Genomic DNA, 18,300 nt, shown 5'->3' with positions numbered 1-18,300 from the left:
GCGGGGGAGCCCCGCGCCAGGGGGGGGGGCAGCCTTCCGGTTAACCCGCCGCCCTCGCTGGGCGCGCCACTACAGCTCGTTCGGATCCGCCTTCCAATACCCGGTCGCGCGTATCCATTCCTTCGGCACCTGCAAATGCCCTTCCACAAACTTTCGCATCATCCGCGCACGCTTGGACTCGGTGGCAATCCAATAGTGCGTATCACCATCAGGCTGCTCGAAATCCACCAGCGCATCTTCCAGCAAGGTACTGCTGGCCGCATCAAAGCCATTTCGCTCGAACCAAGACACAGTCACCTGCGCTGAACTTTCCAGCGGCTGCCGATCACCCTCTTCCGGAATCTCGATGAACACCTCGGCCACCGCACCCTCCGGCAACTCTTCCAGGCGCCGCGCAATCGCCGGCAACGCCGTCTCATCACCAATCAGCACATAGCAGTCGAAGTCATCGGCCACCACATGCGAACCACGCGGGCCGGCAACGACCAGCTCGTCGCCAACCTTGGCATTGGCAGCCCAAAGCGTCGCCGGGCCATCACCATGCAGCACGAAATCCAGCACCAGCTCACCAGCATCGGCATCGTAAAAACGCGGCGTGTAATCGCGTGCCGGTGAAGGCTGCTTGCCTTCCGGGTAGCGCGGGCCCTGCTCGGTGAGTTCTGGCAATACAAATTCGCCTTCGGCATTGGCGAAGAACAGCTTCACGTGGTCATCCGGTGAGCGGCTGTCAAAACCTTCCAGTGCATCGCCGCCTACAACAACGCGCTGCATGTTCGGGGTCAGGCGTTCCGTCCGCACTACCTGCAGCTGGCGGAAACGCGGGGTCATGCGGATCAATTGGGTTTCATGCTGTGACATGGGGGTACCTGGGGTCAGTGTCGGCAAGGCCGGGAGACCGTGGCTGGATCGCTCTGGCTGGGTCGTAATGAACAACGGTGGTGCGAATCAGTTTTGCTGCGACTGCTGCTGTACCAGCGCAGTCGCCTCTGCAATCAAGCCGGCAATGCGCGCGACATCGGCGTCCTGCCAATCGCCCTTGCGCAGCATCAACGAATGGGTGAACTGGTGCATGGCATCGCGCAGCGGCGCCGGCAGGCTCTCCCTGGCGATGACGCGCGAGTTGTGGCGTGCACGCATGCGCGCGGTTTCCACATCCTCGGCGCGCAGCTTGAGCTGGGCCTGGCCCAGGCTGGTGATGTGGTAACGCTTGCGCCCGCCGTCTTCCTCGGCGCTTACCCAGCGCTGTTTCTCGAAGTCGGCCAGCAGCGGATACACCGAGCCCGCGCTGGGCGTGTAGACGCGTACGAACATCTCGCTGATCTGCTGGATCAGCTCGTAGCCGTGGCGCGGCTGCTCGCCGATCAGGGCCAGCAGCAACAGGCGCAGATCGCCACGGCCCAAGGGGCGCGGGGTGGGGGAGCGGCGGGGTTCCGGGCTGGTCATGGGAGTTTTCGATATATCGAATTTGCGCAAAACGATATATCGAAAACTATTCCGATGCAAACGGCATCGCTTCCCGTGGGACGGTGCAGACCAGCAGGGCTTGCATTCATTGTCCATTGCTGCATTGCAGCATGGCTGGCTTGTCACCGCCCTGACCTCTGCCGATGGCAAGTTCGCCCGGTGTTTAGTGCCATTAAGCGTCTGCATGGCGATGCGCAGCCTGTCCATGGCTGTCCGCGGCTGTGCATGAGAACTGTCGCGAAATGTCTTGCAGACACTGGCTCTTGGCACTCCATACGCATGCGTAGCCAGCTTGGCAAGGTACCGGGTGCGCTACACTTTACGGCTCAAAATAATGACAAGCGCGCGCGTGCGTGCAGTAACTGGGAGCGCTAATGAACTGGTTGAACGAGATGCTTGATAACGACACGAATCCCCTGGAAACCCAGGAGTGGATCGAGTCGTTGAAGGCCGTTATCGATGTCGAGGGCCCCGAGCGCGCACATCAGTTGCTGGAAGGCATGGTTGAACTGACCCGTCGCTCGGGCGCGTTCCTGCCGTTCTCCCCCACCACCGAATACGTCAACACCATCGAGCCGCAGCTGGAAGCCAAGAGCCCCGGCAATGCGGAACTGGAATGGCGCATCCGCTCCATCATCCGTTGGAACGCGATGGCCACCGTCGTGCGCGCCAACCGCAAGCCGGGTGACCTGGGCGGCCACATTGCCTCGTTCGCATCGGGCGCAACGCTCTATGACGTGGGCTTCAACCACTTCTGGCGCGCACCCAGCGACAACCACCCGGGCGACCTGCTGTTCATCCAGGGCCACAGCGCCCCGGGTATCTATGCGCGTTCCTACCTGGAAGGCCGCATCAGCGAGCAGCAGCTGGACAAGTTCCGCATGGAAGTGGACGGCGGCGGTCTGTCGTCCTACCCGCACCCGTGGCTGATGCCGGATTACTGGCAGACCCCGACTGTGTCGATGGGCCTGGGCCCGCTGGCGGCCATCTACCAGGCGCAGTTCCTGCGTTACCTGGAAAACCGCGGCCTGATCGAGAAGAGCGACCGCAAGGTGTGGTGCTTCATCGGCGACGGCGAGTCGGACGAGCCGGAAACCCTGGGCGCCATCGCTCTGGCCGGCCGCGAAGGCCTGGACAACCTGATCTTCGTCGTCAACTGCAACCTGCAGCGCCTTGATGGCCCGGTGCGCGGCAACGGCAAGATCATCCAGGAACTGGAAGGCGTGTTCCGTGGCGGCGGCTGGAACGTGATCAAGCTGCTGTGGGGCGGTTACTGGGATGCCCTGCTGGCCAAGGACACCAATGGCGTCCTGAAGAAGCTGATGATGGAAACCGTCGACGGCGAATACCAGAACTGCAAGGCCTTCGGCGGCGCGTATACGCGCGAGCATTTCTTCGGCAAGTACCCGGAAACCGCAGCCATGGTCGCCGGCCTGTCCGACGACGACATCTGGCGCCTGAACCGTGGCGGCCACGACCCACACAAGGTGTACGCCGCCTACCACCAGGCCGTGAACACCAAGGGCATGCCGACCGTGATCCTGGCCAAGACGGTCAAGGGCTACGGCATGGGCAGCGCTGGCGAAGCGCTCAACCCCACCCACCAGACCAAGAAGCTGGACGACGAATCGGTCCGCCATTTCCGCGACCGCTTCAACATCCCGGTTACCGACGAGCAGCTCAAGGACGGCCAGGTGCCGTTCTACCACCCGGGCCCGGATTCGCCGGAAGTGAAGTACCTGCAGGAGCGTCGCGCTTCGCTGGGTGGCTACCTGCCGCAGCGTCGCCAGAAGGCCGACAAGTCCTTCGTCGCACCGAAGCTGGAAACCTACGAGCGCCTGCTCAAGGAGTCCGGCGAGCGCACCTATTCCACCACCATGGCCTTCGTGCAGACGCTGAACATCAGCCTGCGTGACAAGGAGCTGGGCCCGCGCCTGGTGCCGATCGTCGCCGACGAAGCGCGCACCTTCGGCATGGAAGGCCTGTTCCGCCAGATCGGCATCTATGCCCCGTACGGCCAGAAGTACAAGCCGGTCGACGCCGACCAGCTCATGTACTACCGCGAAGACCAGAGCGGCCAGGTGCTGCAGCAGGGCATCAGCGAGCCGGGTGCCATGTCCTCGTGGATGGCGGCCGGTACCAGCTACTCGGTCAGCAACGTACCGATGCTGCCGTTCTACATCTACTACTCGATGTTCGGCTTCCAGCGCATTGGCGACATTGCCTGGCAGGCAGCGGACATGCGTACCCGTGGCTTCCTGCTCGGCGGCACCGCCGGCCGTACCACGCTGAACGGCGAAGGCCTGCAGCACGAAGATGGCTTCAGCCACATCGTCGCTGGCGGCATCCCGAACGTGCGCAGCTACGACCCGACCTTCGGTTTCGAAGTAACCGTCATCCTCCAGCACGGCACCAAGGCCATGATGGAAGACCAGATCGACGAGTACTACTACATCACCCTGATGAACGAGAACTACGCCCATCCGGCCATGCCGGCAGGCGCAGCCGAGGGCATCATCAAGGGCATGTACCTGCTCACCGACGCCGGCAAGCCGAAGAAGGGCGAGCTGCGCGTGCAGCTGCTGGGCAGCGGCACCATCCTGCGCGAAGCCATTGCAGCGGCCGAACTGCTGGACAAGGATTTCGGCGTCACCGCCGACATCTGGAGCTGCCCGAGCTTCAACGAACTGCGTCGTGATGGTTTCGACGCCGAGCGCTGGAACCGCCTGCACCCGGAAGCCGAACCGCGCAAGCCGTATGTCACCGAGCTGCTGGAAGGCCGCCAGGGCCCGGTCATTGCCGCCACCGACTACGTGCGCGCCTACACCGACCAGATCCGTGCTCTCGTGCCGGCTACCTACTCGGTACTGGGCACCGACGGCTTCGGCCGTTCGGACACGCGTACCAACCTGCGTCGCTTCTTTGAGGTTGACCGGTATTACATCGCGCACGCGGCCATTGCGGCGCTTGCGAAGGATGGGAAGATGACGGCGAAGGATGTTGCCCGGGCTATCAAGCAGTATGGGATTGACCCGGAGAAGGCTAATCCTGTTGGGGTTTGATTCCAATATTAAGTAAGCAAAAGGGGCGGTCAATTGACCGCCCCTTTTGCTTAGCTCTTTGTTCCGCTTTCTGCTAGGTCGAGGCATTGAGCCATAAACTGGTCGATCTTGTCTTCGCCCCATACTTCGAAAGCAATTCCGGCACCTATTAGGTTCACCTTCTTCATGAATTCGCGGAACAGCTTCCCTTCAACGAGCCTGCTTTCCTTTTCTAGAAGTCGGATGATTCCCTTGCCAAGCACTGGGCGAGATCCAATGCCAGAGCGTTCGACAAGCGCTTGTCGGATGTCAGCCAATGCCAGGATTTTCGTCAAAGCGCGTGCTGGATTATCTGGCATGATTTGCTTGGCGATGTGGTGGTTCCACCATAGACGCGAGATTGAGTGATCGTCGCGGCAGCCGGCAAGAGTTGGAGCGAAGAAGTGTTTTGACGCGTCTCTTATCAGAGTGTCGTCATCCTTGTCGATATGAAGCCAGCGCTTTCTGGAGTATTCCAAGCACTCGATGTGGCTAAGTCGAATCCAAATGCGATTTTCCCTGGCAAGCGTAGGCGTCAATATCTTCAGCGCATCCCCGACCGTGATGGAATTCTGGATTTCGTCATTAGGTTTTCCGTCGGTGCTCAGTTCTTCCAATACTTTCAAGTCGACATCAAATGAAAGCGGAATCCGCCAATCTCCGGCAGCTTCCATATCCAAGAAGTCGCCTTCTCTGTAGCGAAAAATATTGTTGGCGACATTGTCCTTCAGGTCATCGGCTACCTGTTGCCCGACATAAAGAAGTTTGCTCATGCGGTCACCTTCTCAAATAGGCTTTGCAATGAACTAAGCGGGGAGTCAAGTAGTTTCTGGCTAGCGTCAACAATATCATGGGTCTCAAAATCAATTCCCTCTGCCCTGCAACGTGCGCTCATGACACTGTGCCAGCGCTTATCAGTATGAACATCTTTTTCTCGCATTCCATCGAGAACGGCCATAACTGCAGGGAGGAATAGTGCTGAAAGAAGTGTATCTTTCATTTTTTGCTCACGCAGAAGGCTCAAAAATACATGTAACTTCGGTGCGACCAAGATGTCTATGGATTCGCCTTCAATATCTATTTTGAAAATACCTTCGGGAATGTCTTCATGTATTTTGAGATGGAATATGGATTCCAATGGTGCTAGCTTTTCCAGGCCTGCTTCAAATCTTAGCTCTTTGGTGAGCGCAATCAGGTCGCCCGAGTTGACGATTCTTGCTTTTGGTGGAAACTCGAAATCAATGTATTTCGATTCTAGTGGCAGGTCATCCTTTATCGAGACAATGGCGCCTCGGATTAAAACTGGCCCCCGTACTGTTCCATTAGGCAGGTTTATATGGACGTCGCCAAGCGGGAAGGGCTGAAAGTTATCTAAGTATGTGTCCAAACAAGTGATCATCAGGCCTGAAACTGCATGTTCGGCTTTCAGAAGTTCTTGGACTGCCGGATCGTCAAGTTCCATCATTCCGCTCAGGATGGCATGGCCTGATTCCGGCTCTTCTTGGACAGTCAGAGTAAGTTGAAATGACTTATCACCGTAATCGCCTGTATCTTGAGACAAAATGGGGTGCGGGAAGCTTGTGGATGGCTTAATTCGCATTTTCGCCCTCCTTGGCGGGGGCTAGGGTGATGCTTATTGGTCCGAGATAAGGCGTCTCGAACTGAACCTTAAGATTGATTCGCTGACCTTGTTTCAGTTCTATAGTTGGGCTCTTCGAGCACGACTCACCGTTGATGGAGCGAATCTTTAGTGGTTCATCACTGGAAACGCCAATCGCGGAGATCTCTATAGTGGCTGTCGCTGATGCCTCCGGAGTAAATGCTATATTTCTATCGGTGTCTATTTCTGAGACTGAATTTCGCAGCCCGATATAAGAAATGCTCTTTCCGCCCCGCCCGCCAACCGTGCCCTGTCCCGCTCCCGGTCGTCCGCCAGAAGTTCTTCCGCCGATTGTTCTATTCCTCTTCATTCCTCCGGAGGATCCGGATTCTCCCTGGTTCCCGCTGCCAATCAATGGTCTTGGTGGAAGTAGGTCCGCAGTGATCTTCGCTCGCTCTGGATCATCGTTCTTATTGGCAGGGTCCGGGATGGAATTTCCGGAACTCGGCTTTGAGAAGAAGCGGTTCATCTCGTTGAGTAAGATGTCCGCTTCTGCAGGTTTTGTAGTTGTCGACCGGATCATGCCTCTAATCCAAGATCCGACTTTTTTCATTGCCGACTTGAGCTTTTCGCGCTGTAGTGGATCGTCAATCCGCTCAGCCGATATTTCGTCATGTTTTGGGTTTTCCATATCTCGTACGAGACCACTCGTATTTCGATCATTTGGTTCCAAAATGGCTACAAAGTCCCTGGACATGGGGAAACGAGCCAGGGGGTGATTGAAATGATGAAGATTGTCGGCAAGGTACATGCCGTTGCGTAGGATGCCGACACGTCGGGGAAGGCCCTCCTTCTGGAGGATCGTTAACTTAAAAGTTCCGACGTTATCGAAAGACTCTTGGACTAGTTCCGACTCCGTCGATTTCAGTGCTGCAAGCATTGCGGCGCTGAAGCTAAGATTTTCTGTTGTACCTGTACTTTCAGCAGCTTCACAAACCTCTTGCCGGGCAAATAGGTCTTCAAGTGAGTCTGCATCAATCTTGATGGCTTCCTCTTCTGACCAATGGACTGTGAATCGAATTGACCCGCTGTTGATGGCAGAGAAAAAGTTTCGGATTAGTGATTCGACCATCAGCCAATGCCAATTGCTCTCATCTGCGAAACCGACGCTGGCGACAGTTGTACCGACTTCTGTCCGACGAAGCCACTCTGGAAGAATGGTCGCGTCCTCAATCGGCATGTAATCACTTGACCCCCAGTAGCCCGTAGAGCGAGCGGGGCCGTTCACTTGATCGTGAGAAACGAGAATGCTCTTGCCTTGGGCCAAGCATTTAGCTTTCTGTTCCTCGGTGTAGATGGTTGAGTAAAAAACTGTGCGAAGCCGGGATATGGCGAATGCGGCGTTCTTTCCGATACCAAACGATCCTCTTGCATCGACATCTGGCTTTTGACTTACCCCAGAGGACTTGACAAGCGCGTGAAATGCTTTGCCTTTGACTGGAGGGCCGATCAAACCGGTCGTTCCGTAGTCCTCGATGGATAGGACAGGAATTGTTGGTTGATTGGCGGTCTCGATGGCTCGCTGAAAAAATTCTCTTTCCTTCTTCTGCTCTTTCCACTGAGAAAGGCAAATTTCAAACGTATTCTTCAACTCTGGCAGGCCGGGAATGTCAGATGCTGGAACAGATAAGAGTTTGAAGACGAGATGTACTGGTTCAGCGGATCCATCGGGGATCCGTGCTGCTGCATCTAGGCTGTTCTGAGAGCATTCGCGTGCGATACCCGCATATGGAGACCCCTTGAACGTCTCAATTCCTGCGTGACCAAGACCTTCGTCTTCCATGCCCGGATTGGGTAGAAATTCCCACTTCTCCATGTATCCCCCTATGTGTCATTTAGCCAATTAGAGCAGTCACCGTGTTAAATCTCAAATGCGAGTGTAAGCAAAGAGGAGTGGCGCGTTGAGAGCCCGAGCCTCCCATGCAACTAACCCTTGGCGACGCTGAGTAAAAACGTCGGTGCAAACGCGCGCGGCACGAGATATTCCTGTCCGTGAAGGAGCAAGTTGTGCGGTGGCAAGCGCTGCTGGCGTTGATCGGGTCGCGCACCCAATGACACGCGACACATGCCGGCTACCGTATCGCGTTGAAGCCGTTTGCGTTTTCACTTGCTGCAGCAGAGGTGTGCAAAGAACCCTCCAGCGATCGAAGGAGGGCAGTGTGATGCGCGGCTAATGCGTCAAGTAGCTGGGCGAGCTAGAAGATATTTCCAATGAGAGGAGCATCCTCAGCTTCCACTATTTGCTGGAGAGGTGCCAACTTACAGCGGAAATATTCAAGCAAATGAACGCGTGGCTTACGCGTAGGGCACTGGCCTGCGCCCCTGCACCATTGTCGACGCAACGATCTTCAGCGCACCACCGTCAACCAAGAGTCACGACGGTAAGCGTGACCCTGAGATGCGTCAGATCAAGATGGCAATCAGTGATACTTCGGGATGAAAGATCTGGAAAACAGGTGGAGAACAGTGTGCTGGAGCATGGGGACAGGAAAATATGGTGCAGAGTTGGGTCTCTGAGTTGAGCTGCCAATTCTTTTGCGTTTGCTTCTTAGATTGACCTACTTTTCCGCGTGATAGCTTGGGACTGAACTTTGCTTCGATCAATGCTCGAAATCGACCGTTCGCCCATTGGACGTTGATGCTGCATGTGGCTGCTGAAACATGGTGGGCGTGTTCTTCGCTGGCCTGTTCAACCAACTCTCGAGATGGAGCTTTCGCTCTGTGGGTGCTGGCATGCCGGGTAGGCTAAGCTCTCTCACGGGCTTGGTGGAAGGTCTCGTTGTATGACAGACATCGTATCTGCTGCGGTTCGCTCTCGGATGATGGGAGGCATCAAAGCAACGAATACCAAGCCCGAGTTACAAGTCAGGCGTTTTCTCCATCGGCAGGGGTTCCGATATCGTCTTCACGACAGAGGGCTTTCCGGGAAACCGGATATTGTGCTGAAGAAGCATCATTGCGTGGTCTTTGTGCATGGATGCTTTTGGCACCGGCATCCGGGGTGCCGCTTTGCGACAACACCAGCGACTCGGCCAGAATTCTGGTTGGCCAAGCTCAATGCAAACAGGGCGAGAGATGTAACCACGCAGGAGAAGCTGATGAGCACAGGCTGGCGGGTTGCCGTTGTATGGGAATGTGCGCTGCGTGCTTCCCCGACGTCCCCTCAAGCCACGCTCGATGGCTTGAAGGGTTTCATTTTTTCCAGCATGAGATACCAGGAGTTTCCTGGGTCTCAGCTTCCCAAGACGGAGTAGACCACGTCGGCAATCTGACGAGCCATCCATGGTGGCACAGCATTTCCTACCTGTCGGAACTGTGCGCCCCGCGAACCTTCAAAGAAGTAGTTGTCCGGGAAAGTTTGTAGTCTGGCAGCTTCGCGTACCGAAAGGCTGCGTAGCTGGCTCGGGTCCGGATGAATGAAGTAGTGACCATCTTTCTGAAGATGGCTGGTTACGGTTGAGCTCGCTGCGCCCCATGCCTGGACCTTGAAACGATCCACGAACTTGCCGCTGGTCCAGTTTTCGTGGTTCGGATGCATTGTCTCAGGGAACTCGGAAGCACCACGAGGGGATCTGCCGTGGATCTCTGTGAACGCGGAGGCATAACCGTAGCGCACGAGATCCATCCACATGTGCGGGCGCACTTCATGGTTGAGGATATCGGCAAGCTTGGGGTCAAGGAGCCATGGTTTGAGGTGCTCTGGCACATCGTTGACGCTTGTAGTCCATGGCCTCGAACGACCGCCTGCACCCGCGTCCATTTCGGGTACCAACTTGGCCTGCAGTCGCAGTTCTGCGGAGACGGCTCGATCCTCAGATAGCTTGGCGGCATGCAAGAGAATTTCCTTTGCTGCAGCTGGCCAGTTGTCGCATTCGATATTGGTGATGCCACTTCTCAGTTGCGGCATTCCGCGCAGAACGTCCGCGACGTGGTACTCATCCGATGCACGCTTGATCTGCCGGATTGACGAGATATCGATATCTTCGCGCACTCCGAAAAGAACCACGCGGTGCCGAGCCTGAGGCACGCCGAGTTCTTCGGCCTTCAGTATGTATCGGCGTCCATCTTCATCATCAAAGAGGTCGTTATTGTCCTGCACCAGCGGAACAATATTGTATCGAAAGCCGTTTCTGCCTCCCGCGGAACGCAAGTCGTCCAGGATCCGTGGGAACATCAGTTCACCGCCAACCTTTGATGACAGAATGCCTTTGACGTTCTCCATCACGAATGCGGCTGGCGAGTACTTCTTGAGGATCTTGAGATAGTGCAGGTACAGAAAATGCCTGGGATCATCTTCTGCCTTGTACCCGGTGACCCCTCGATTGCGTGCGCGCCCAACCAGCGAGTAGGCTTGGCAAGGTGGACCGCCGATCAATAACCAAGGGTCTTCCTGTGATGCGACTTCCTTGATGCGTGCGTGCAGCACCTTGTCATCTTCGGGTTCGCCAAGCTTCAGTTGGCGGGCCTCATGGCAAGCGGTTTTCCACTCTTCTTCCGTGTCACTTGTCCACGGAGTCGGTGCTCGTCCAGCGATGTACTGGTAGTAGCTGCTGGGAGCCTTTCCGGGAGCGAACTGTCGGTAGAAGGCGCGTAACCGCAGCGTTCTGGCGGCATTGACCTCCATCTCCGCAGAAATGGCGATCTTGAACGGATGCTGTTTGGACGACCGGGGAGGGCTGTAGGCGGAGAACCCTTCGCCCAGCCCCCCGGGGCCGGCGAAGATATCAACAACAGGGATATGCATGCCTTGATTCACATTTATAAATAGAGGCGCAACTGCGCGCCTTGGCGGCGCCAGGATGGCACGCCGTAGTTCGCATTTCAATAAGAATCAGGTGGATCGGGTTGCTGGCGGCGCAGCGTCCAGGAAGAGCTCTGCTACAACCATTGCGAGTTCATCTTCAGCAAGCAGGCCCAGATCCACAACCTGGTACCTGAGGCGAAGCAGCTTGATTGCTCGTCGCATGACCTCCTCCATGGCCCCCTTCCCATAGGTGGCCGTCGAAGCTATCCATTGTCGTGCGACAGCGCGAGCCAGCGACGAATTCCCGCCAATTGAAGGGCGCTCGAACACGGCGACGTGCGCATCTTCCGTAAGGGCTCTCAGCAGTCGCCAACGATCCACACCAGTATTCGGTCCAAGGTCGAGGGCTGCTGCGCGAATGTACAGTCGCTGTAATGCATTCCGCACTCCGCCGCAAAAACGTTCCTGTGATGAACTCTCGAATCGCCAACGCACCACGTCGGGCAAAAGGACCGTGGTCAGGTATGCCCAAACGTCGTCGCGCAACCCTTCGCCCGTGGCAAGTTCACTGAATGACATGAGAGCGATAGCTGCATCGCGATCAAATTTGGCTCGCCCGGTTTGTCCGGATGAGGTAGGGAATCCACATTCGATGGCTACGCCGCGAACGGCGTCAGCAATTCTGATCGAGGCGTGCTGGTCGCGGATGCCGCCGCTCGCTCCATAGCTTGATAGCGAAGCATGTTCATTCAGGAAGGACATTGCTTCATCTGGAGAGTAGTCGCGGTCGAGTTCAGACAACATTCGATTGACGCCCAGGCGGGAAAGCCGAGGTAGAAGAATGACTGTCATGCGTTTTGCTCTCCAACATCTGCTGAGGCAATCAGGGACGCGTGGAAAGCTCCTGGATCGTTCTCAAGCAGCTTCACGATGCCAGAAGTGCCGCCCTCGTTCGGGAATGCCTGCTGCAACCAGTGGCGAACGACCGCCCCGACCGATCCATCTTCGTAAACGTCGAGGTCGAGGTCCTCTTCCTTGCGAAGGAGTATGGTTGAACAGATATGGGAAGCAACACCACCAAGAACTGATTGTATGGTCGTCCGCTCGCCTTGCAGGAACTTCTCGAGGAACTCCTTTTCGTCCGAATTTACGTAAAGAACCACTTTGGAAGAGAAGTCACCCGCAATATCCTCGGGACGCCATTGAACATACCAAGGCGCAAATTCATGCGGCTTGTCTGCGAACGCAGCCTTGAAGCTGATGGATGACACAGGAAACCTCGAAGAGCCGCCATCTTCGATCAGAACATCGAGCTCTTGTGTCCATAGTCTTGCGCCCTTCATGCGAGGCGATAGTGGGGAGGCCGATGCGGATGGAGCAACAAGGAGTATTTCAATGCGCGCGACGAGCTGTGCCGAAAGCGAGCTGGCTGGAATGACGAACTCCAGGTTCGCAGTAGGCGAATGGTTCGATAGATGCTGCTGGGTTGCGTAGCGAATCTGTCTTGGCAGGTGGCCCTGTCCGGTACCTATGACCAATTGAGCCATCGCTGACCATGATTCATCTCCAAAGCCAAGTACAAGCGAGGCTGCGGGCCAGTCGATCTTGAGGCTCGCACGGACCGTGAGGTCGCGCGCATAGTCCCAGTCTGCCAGCACATCGGAAGCCGGGAGAAGCGGAGCCCCCGGATCTCCGATGAACCATCCGCTGAACTCCACGGCGTCCTCCGGAATTCTCAGGAAGGGGTAGGCGACTCTGCTCACGCGGCATCCTTGCTGAGTACTTCAGCTCCAAGTGTTACTGCAGCACCGGCGACGATATGAATGGAAACAATGACTTCACCTTGTGAAAAGCCTGCGTTTAGTACACTGTTCCTTGTTTCCAGCCCCTGAGCTTCCATCCTGATGCTATGTAGTGTTGGCAGTAGATGGACAGGCAGATCATGCGCATCGATCCCGCTTCCGTCAGCGACCAGCCGTGGCTCAATACGAAGTGAAATAGGTCCTTTGCTGCCATCGTTTATGAGTTCGATGCGGAACTTGGCAATCGCTTTCCCATCGTCCGTCAAAGCCAGACCAATCATCTCGGGTGCAGTAAGTCGAACCCCATTTTTTGCCGTTTTTACTGGGCGCCGAACCTGATCAGGCTTTCCAACGCCCCGAGCGCTGACCGGTGAAAGAAAGCGGCCCATCTGCCCGGCGGTGGCAGCCAAGCTGGGGACATCGGAGTCTGCTGCTCGGCTGAGTGATCTGGTTGGAACGAATTTCTCTGCTTGGCTGCGAAGTTCCTTCATTCCTACGCGGACCATGGTCTGCTGTCTGCCCTTGGGCAGGTTGTCAGGAACCCAGTCGTCGTGCGTAGGTGGTTCGGCCTGGGCAAACGCCTCCTCAACCTCCGGCTCGCTCGAACAGACGAAAACGCCGGCCCATTCGTACGAAGAGTCGGGGTACGCAATTCCAGGGACATACCTGACTACGAGCTCGACAGGTCTCATGATCGCAATATGTGAAGATCGTGCCAGAACATCTTCGCCTTCAAGGGAGCAGAGAGGATGACGTTGGGCAGTTACGCCGGGCGCAAAGGCGAGGTGTCCCAAGTCTTTGGCGGGGCGTCGTGATCTGATTTTCTTCAATGAATCAGCGTCGGAATGAATATCTGCAAGAGCCCTGCAGAAAAGATCGAGCGGGGGGAATGCCTCCGGTTTCGGGACCTCCACTGTTTGCCCATCAATCTCGATGCTGATGTTCAGTCGGCGTGACGCGGCAGTCGTCTGCGCCATTCGTGGCCAGAAGTTGAGTAAGACACATGTCACCAGGTCTGGGCCCAGCTGATCGATCCGGGAGAGATCAAGCTCCGGATCGAAAATAACAATCGACGTACCTGTGTCGGCCTCGGAGCGTTGGTAGATCCCCAATGCCTGGCTGATTACGTTCGCGCTGCTGCCAATAGCCGGGGCTACGCTGTCACTGTCGGTTACCCCCCACCAATGCCGCCCCGTAAAGCGACGTGCAGTGGATGTTCCTGGGGCGCTATCGAAGGCTTCGCCCAAGTGACAGGCCATCAGACGCCGGATCGGTTGGCCCTGGTCGAAAGTTTGGCTGTCCACGAGGATCAAGGAACAAGCACTCATGGCGTAGAGAGAGCTCTTTCCGTAGCCGTAGGTCCCTCCGCCCTGATTGCTGTCTCTCGCGGCACCAACGTTCTTGAGGAAGTTGACGAAATTTGCTCTTTCATCACCCGAAGGAGGTATATCAGCCTCAATGGGCCCGGAAAGTCCTACCGTGCCAAAATCAGCGATCTCAAGCACCCACAGCTCTTCCTTCTCCAGTGAAGCCCGCAGAAGTTCAGAGGAGGCTGGTCCAGCGGGAACCTGCGAGAACACGTTCGATCCAAGCGTCGCACGCTCAGTTTCATCAAGTTTGCGAATCCGGAGCCGGGCTTCTGGTGACTTTCCAGGCAATGTCGCATCGATTACGTTCTGCAGGCTCTCGCGTAGTAGTGTCTGAAGCAGGTTGAGATTGGGACGGCCCAATAGCCGTCTGAAGCCTTCCCCCGCAAGGTTTCCGTTCTTGGAGAACGGTTCGCTATATAAATCGAGTTTCATGCAAAGACTGCCTTGATAACGTCATCGTGCTGAGCATTGGGAACGAGGTAGCTTGCGGCAGCGGATAGATCGACGGAGTACTGAATGTCGTTGATGCCGAGCGGAACCCTTCCGTTGGGCATGGACGAAACTGTGAGCCGGGGAAAGTCTTCGCAGATGGAGTAGAAGTCCATGCCTTCCAGTGAGACGCGCAGAGCGTTCCATTCGGGTGCACTTGGGTCGTCGCAGCCTAGCGCGCTAAGACGGCTCTCAAGCGCTGCACTTGGCACCCCCATTTCGATCAGTTGCTTGCAAAGGCCCTCTACAAAGAGAGGCCCATTCTGAGTTCGTTCAAGTACAACGTAGGCTAGCCAAAGCGGAGCGTCAGTTGGCGGGAGTAGTTGCTCCAGGCCGTGTACATGGATGTTGGTGCATTGCTTGTACCCGGTGGTCTTGACCTCAATAGCTCCCGCTTTGCCTCGAAAATCATGCCGCTGACCGACTGGGCCTGTCCACGATTCAATTGCATTGGAACTGTGTCTTGCGCCTTCGCGGAGTATGACCAACTCGCCCATCAGACCGAGCACTACTTTTGCATCCATAGGTGCATGAGGACTTTCAGCGAGTAGAGTTCGGAAGTCTTCGATGCTTCCTGTCACCGCCTTGATTGGTGGATTGCCACCCGATATCCGGGAGATCATCTCCATACAGAGATCGCCGAAAAGCGGCTCCAAGCGGTCCTCGAGCAGGCTCACGTCGATAAAGAACGATGTGGAGTCACCCGATAGAAGGCGTGCCACGGTAACCGCTACGCTTGGACCACCCAGTGCCTTCACTTCCAAGCCGCCCATTCCTGAGGATATGGGGACAAGCAAGCGTGGGGCGCCGGCGTCGGTTAGTGCAAAGCGCACATCACCAAATCCGGTATTTACCCCTGATGAGACGGTGGCAACCTCTACCCCGGGTGCTGGACGCGCCCTGCTGCGAAGACCGAGCCAGTTTTCGTGAGCAATCTCAGACATCAGCTTCAATCACCGCAGTCTCGGACTCATCTTCCAATTGATCAGGTGTTGGAACATTCAACTCCACACTGAAGTAGCGACCTGATCTGTCGCTTTCACCGGGGAAAATGAAGCCTAGTCCGATCAGGTCGCCAGCTGCGTCCAAGGGGACACGATGCCCGCTTGCCTTGGCAGGAGTCGACTTCTTGTCGATTGGGTAGATTAGTAGAAGCGGTACACCTGGTCGACTGCGCTTTAGCTCATCCCATCCTGCAGCTGGGGAGGCTTCGGCATCTTCGACGTCGATAAGCACGTCGTGCTTCGACATCAATGCCTTGATGTCTGCGTAGTCCGAGGGCTCCTTGAGCTGAGAGCGGATGAAAGGAGCGACATTGAGTTTTCCGAGCTGCGCAGACGGGGCTTCTCTTTCCAAACTCATGACTGCAACATTCCATGTGGGCATTCGGCTCGCACAACCATCCAAGTAGCTCAGTAGAAGCTGCTTATTCAGGTTCAACTGGCGGTCGCACATGTTGTAGTTGACGAGGAACTTGCGGATGACTGATGCCGGAACCTCGCCAAAAACGCGGTCCTTTATTCTCCGATAGCCGTCATCAATCAGCTGGTTGACAAGTTCTGAGGCAGCTTGCCAGTTCTTTTCGACTACGGCTGAATCCAAATGATTGAAGCGGACAGTTTGCTCGTGTCTTCCGTCAAAGCTGATACTGGTCCTGATTGCATGCCTCATTTTTGCCGCTGATGTGATTGCCAATCCGGGGATGGATCTAACCTTTATCGCGAAGTCCAGAGGCGTAACCTCCGCGGTGCGGTAGGTTGAGATTTCCTTGCGGATTTCCTCCTCGACTTGAGCCAGAGCGCGGAAGTTGGATATCAGGTCTTTGGTAGTCCATAGACGGGGCAAATCCTCATAACCCTTCCTGAAGCCGAACCATCGGCCCATCTGAAGAAGCGTGTCGTACTGGAGCGATGTACGCAGGAAAAATGAGACGCAAAGGCCCTCAAGCGTCAAACCGCGAGCAAGAACGGATCCGCCAACAACAATGTAGGTTTTCGGTTCGCCGGTGAAATCAAGTCGCTCCAGGCTTTCGCCGTTTTCAACAGCTAGTTCGAGCGCTTGCATTACCTCCGGAAGCACCCGCTTTATGCTGGTGCTGAGGTAGTCAATTTGCTGATGTGAGCTGAGTGGGCTCCGTACAATCTCTTCAGCGAACACTTCACTCATCAAGGTGCCGACAGAACCTGCCAATGACTCAATGTCACTCCGATTCGTGCTCAGCCAAATACGGATCGCTTCTGCCATTCCGTCGTGCTGGGCAACATATGCTGATGTATGTACCAGCATTGTCATGTGATTCTTTGCTTGTCCGCGCAAACGCCGGATGGCGCACGTCATCAGAAACCACAGGATCGCTTTTTGAAGCTGAGGAGTCACTGCAGGAGTGAAGGTCTTGTGTCCGTTCTTTCCTTTGGGAACAAGTCGAGCAATCTCCTCCTCAGGGATTGAGCGGAACATGTCGCGGCCGAAGTCAATTTCGTCACTATCTGCCGAAGCGTCGAACTCGCCGAACACTTCCAGCGTGCCGAAATATCCCTTGGGGCGAGGCAATGCGGTTATGAAGTCCTCCGGGTACAAGTCGTCGAGCTTGTCAGCTCGAACCGGAAACGGGTTGATGAAGACATTTGCAAATGGGGTTGCGGTGTAGCCGACGTAGGAGACGCATGGAAGTGCAGCAATAAGACGCCGAATGGCCTCATTGATCCGAGTCATCTCTTCGTCGTCGGCGCCAGAGTTGACTGATGCCTGGTCGCACTCATCATCAATGATCAGGGCTTTGAGCTTGCGCAGGATCGGTGGTTGGGTTTTTGTCACCGTCTCCAGTAGTTTCTCGAGTCGTGTTGATTCTTTCTTGATCACGGCTAGCTGTGCGCCGCCCTTATGGGGCATTACAAACTGGCCATTCGCTGGCTTGACAAAGTCACCTGCGTCTTCAGTGGTGGTGTACTGCTGCCAAAGTGTCCTGTGCCTATCGACAACGTCGGTCTCAATTCGACGTTGAGTTTGCGCTCTAAGTTTGTTTGTGACGCCGCCGAGCAGAATTATCAGGTTGTATCCGGCGTCCACCGCTTTGGCAATTACCGCAGTCATGTTCGCAGTCTTGCCTGACTGAACATAGCCAACCACTAGTCCGCGGCAGCTGAAGCGTTCTTCAGCCGGATTCGCAAGAAGTGAAACGATCTCGGAAGATGATTCATCGAGCGAATCGGAGGCATCCTTCCACTTCTTCACCTCGCGAAGATAGCCCAATAGCGCGGGCCAATGCTTGTCATGCAGGGTGGGGCCCTTGTACCAAGCCGGTCGGGGCTTGATAAGTGAGTTTTGTCGAAGGATCTCAACTTTCTGAAACGAGGCTTGGACCGCACTAACAGCATCTTGGAAGTTGACTTCCATTTGACCCGTAAGCGGTCCCATCAGACTTTCGATGGATTCACGAGCTGCGGCAACGGCCGCTTCGAGAGTGTCGTAGCTCGGGAGCTTGTCCCGAATCATTGATGAAAGTGCATTTACCTGTGCGTTCAATCTGGCGTCCTGCGCTATTGGGGGGCTACAGGCGCAGTTCGGAATATGCCCCCCCGGCAGTATCCCGACGCATCAACCTAAGCAGAAAGCTCGGAACTCTCGGCTCATATTGATGGTGATTGTTGTTGACCGGACATGGCGATGCAACCCCTTCCGAGCATTGGAGGGT

General features: G+C 55.9%; 13 protein-coding genes. 2 read left to right on the top strand and 11 right to left on the bottom strand.

All coding sequences use genetic code 11. The features are described from left to right. Positions 1–69 precede the first annotated feature (69 nt). Together AC1VXC_RS07980 and AC1VXC_RS07975 are read right to left on the bottom strand one after the other, a co-directional pair. Entirely contained in the window at positions 70–858 is a 789-nt protein-coding gene (locus AC1VXC_RS07980; protein ID WP_481538730.1) for a siderophore-interacting protein, read from the bottom strand. Between the two features lie 87 nt (positions 859–945). After that, positions 946–1,443 carry a PadR family transcriptional regulator gene (locus AC1VXC_RS07975; protein ID WP_481538731.1) on the bottom strand — a complete coding sequence of 166 codons (498 nt, stop codon included), beginning with the start codon at positions 1,441–1,443 and terminating at the stop codon, positions 946–948. A gap of 395 nt (positions 1,444–1,838) precedes the next feature. Here AC1VXC_RS07975 and aceE point away from each other — a divergent pair, with 395 nt between their 5' ends. After that, positions 1,839–4,526, top strand: a complete 2,688-nt coding sequence (aceE, locus tag AC1VXC_RS07970; RefSeq protein WP_481538732.1) for a pyruvate dehydrogenase (acetyl-transferring), homodimeric type — start codon at positions 1,839–1,841, stop codon at positions 4,524–4,526. A gap of 50 nt (positions 4,527–4,576) precedes the next feature. Here aceE and AC1VXC_RS07965 read toward each other — a convergent pair whose 3' ends face one another. From AC1VXC_RS07965 to AC1VXC_RS07955, 3 genes are read right to left on the bottom strand one after another with little or no spacing between them, the layout of a single operon-like run. Further along, complete coding sequence (locus tag AC1VXC_RS07965; RefSeq protein WP_481538733.1) at positions 4,577–5,317, bottom strand: DUF6339 family protein; 741 nt, start codon at positions 5,315–5,317, stop codon at positions 4,577–4,579. After that, a complete protein-coding gene (locus AC1VXC_RS07960; RefSeq protein WP_481538734.1) occupies positions 5,314–6,144 on the bottom strand; it encodes a hypothetical protein in 831 nt (276 codons plus the stop codon). The genes AC1VXC_RS07965 and AC1VXC_RS07960 overlap by 4 nt, the downstream gene beginning before the upstream one ends. Then, entirely contained in the window at positions 6,134–8,020 is a 1,887-nt protein-coding gene (locus tag AC1VXC_RS07955; protein ID WP_481538735.1) for a hypothetical protein, read from the bottom strand. The genes AC1VXC_RS07960 and AC1VXC_RS07955 overlap by 11 nt, the downstream gene beginning before the upstream one ends. 967 nt (positions 8,021–8,987) lie before the next feature. Here AC1VXC_RS07955 and AC1VXC_RS07950 point away from each other — a divergent pair. Then, positions 8,988–9,458, top strand: coding sequence for a very short patch repair endonuclease (locus tag AC1VXC_RS07950; protein ID WP_481538736.1), 471 nt, complete (start codon positions 8,988–8,990; stop codon positions 9,456–9,458). On the opposite strand, the gene AC1VXC_RS07945 is transcribed toward AC1VXC_RS07950, so the two are convergent. The 6 genes from AC1VXC_RS07945 to AC1VXC_RS07920 form a co-directional block, all read right to left on the bottom strand. Continuing rightward, on the bottom strand, positions 9,437–10,948 hold the full coding sequence (locus tag AC1VXC_RS07945) for a DNA cytosine methyltransferase (protein ID WP_481538737.1): 1,512 nt from the start codon (positions 10,946–10,948) through the stop codon (positions 9,437–9,439). The two genes, AC1VXC_RS07950 and AC1VXC_RS07945, sit on opposite strands and share 22 nt — an antisense overlap. Before the next feature lie 87 nt (positions 10,949–11,035). After that, positions 11,036–11,800, bottom strand: a complete 765-nt coding sequence (locus AC1VXC_RS07940; RefSeq protein WP_481538738.1) for a DUF6339 family protein — start codon at positions 11,798–11,800, stop codon at positions 11,036–11,038. Then, positions 11,797–12,711: a hypothetical protein gene (locus tag AC1VXC_RS07935; RefSeq protein ID WP_481538739.1), complete on the bottom strand. Its 915-nt coding sequence runs from the start codon at positions 12,709–12,711 to the stop codon at positions 11,797–11,799. Before AC1VXC_RS07935 ends, AC1VXC_RS07940 begins: the two co-directional genes overlap by 4 nt. Beyond that, positions 12,708–14,552: a hypothetical protein gene (locus AC1VXC_RS07930; protein WP_481538740.1), complete on the bottom strand. Its 1,845-nt coding sequence runs from the start codon at positions 14,550–14,552 to the stop codon at positions 12,708–12,710. The genes AC1VXC_RS07935 and AC1VXC_RS07930 overlap by 4 nt, the downstream gene beginning before the upstream one ends. After that, complete coding sequence (locus AC1VXC_RS07925) at positions 14,549–15,553, bottom strand: PD-(D/E)XK motif protein (protein WP_481538741.1); 1,005 nt, start codon at positions 15,551–15,553, stop codon at positions 14,549–14,551. Before AC1VXC_RS07925 ends, AC1VXC_RS07930 begins: the two co-directional genes overlap by 4 nt. Then, complete coding sequence (locus AC1VXC_RS07920; protein WP_481538742.1) at positions 15,546–18,131, bottom strand: Z1 domain-containing protein; 2,586 nt, start codon at positions 18,129–18,131, stop codon at positions 15,546–15,548. Before AC1VXC_RS07920 ends, AC1VXC_RS07925 begins: the two co-directional genes overlap by 8 nt. Positions 18,132–18,300: the final 169 nt, after the last annotated feature.

It is taken from the genome of Stenotrophomonas sp. STEN033 (genome assembly GCF_056856655.1).
Note: the sequence above shows the minus strand (reverse complement) of the source record. Positions and strands in the feature narration are given on the sequence as shown.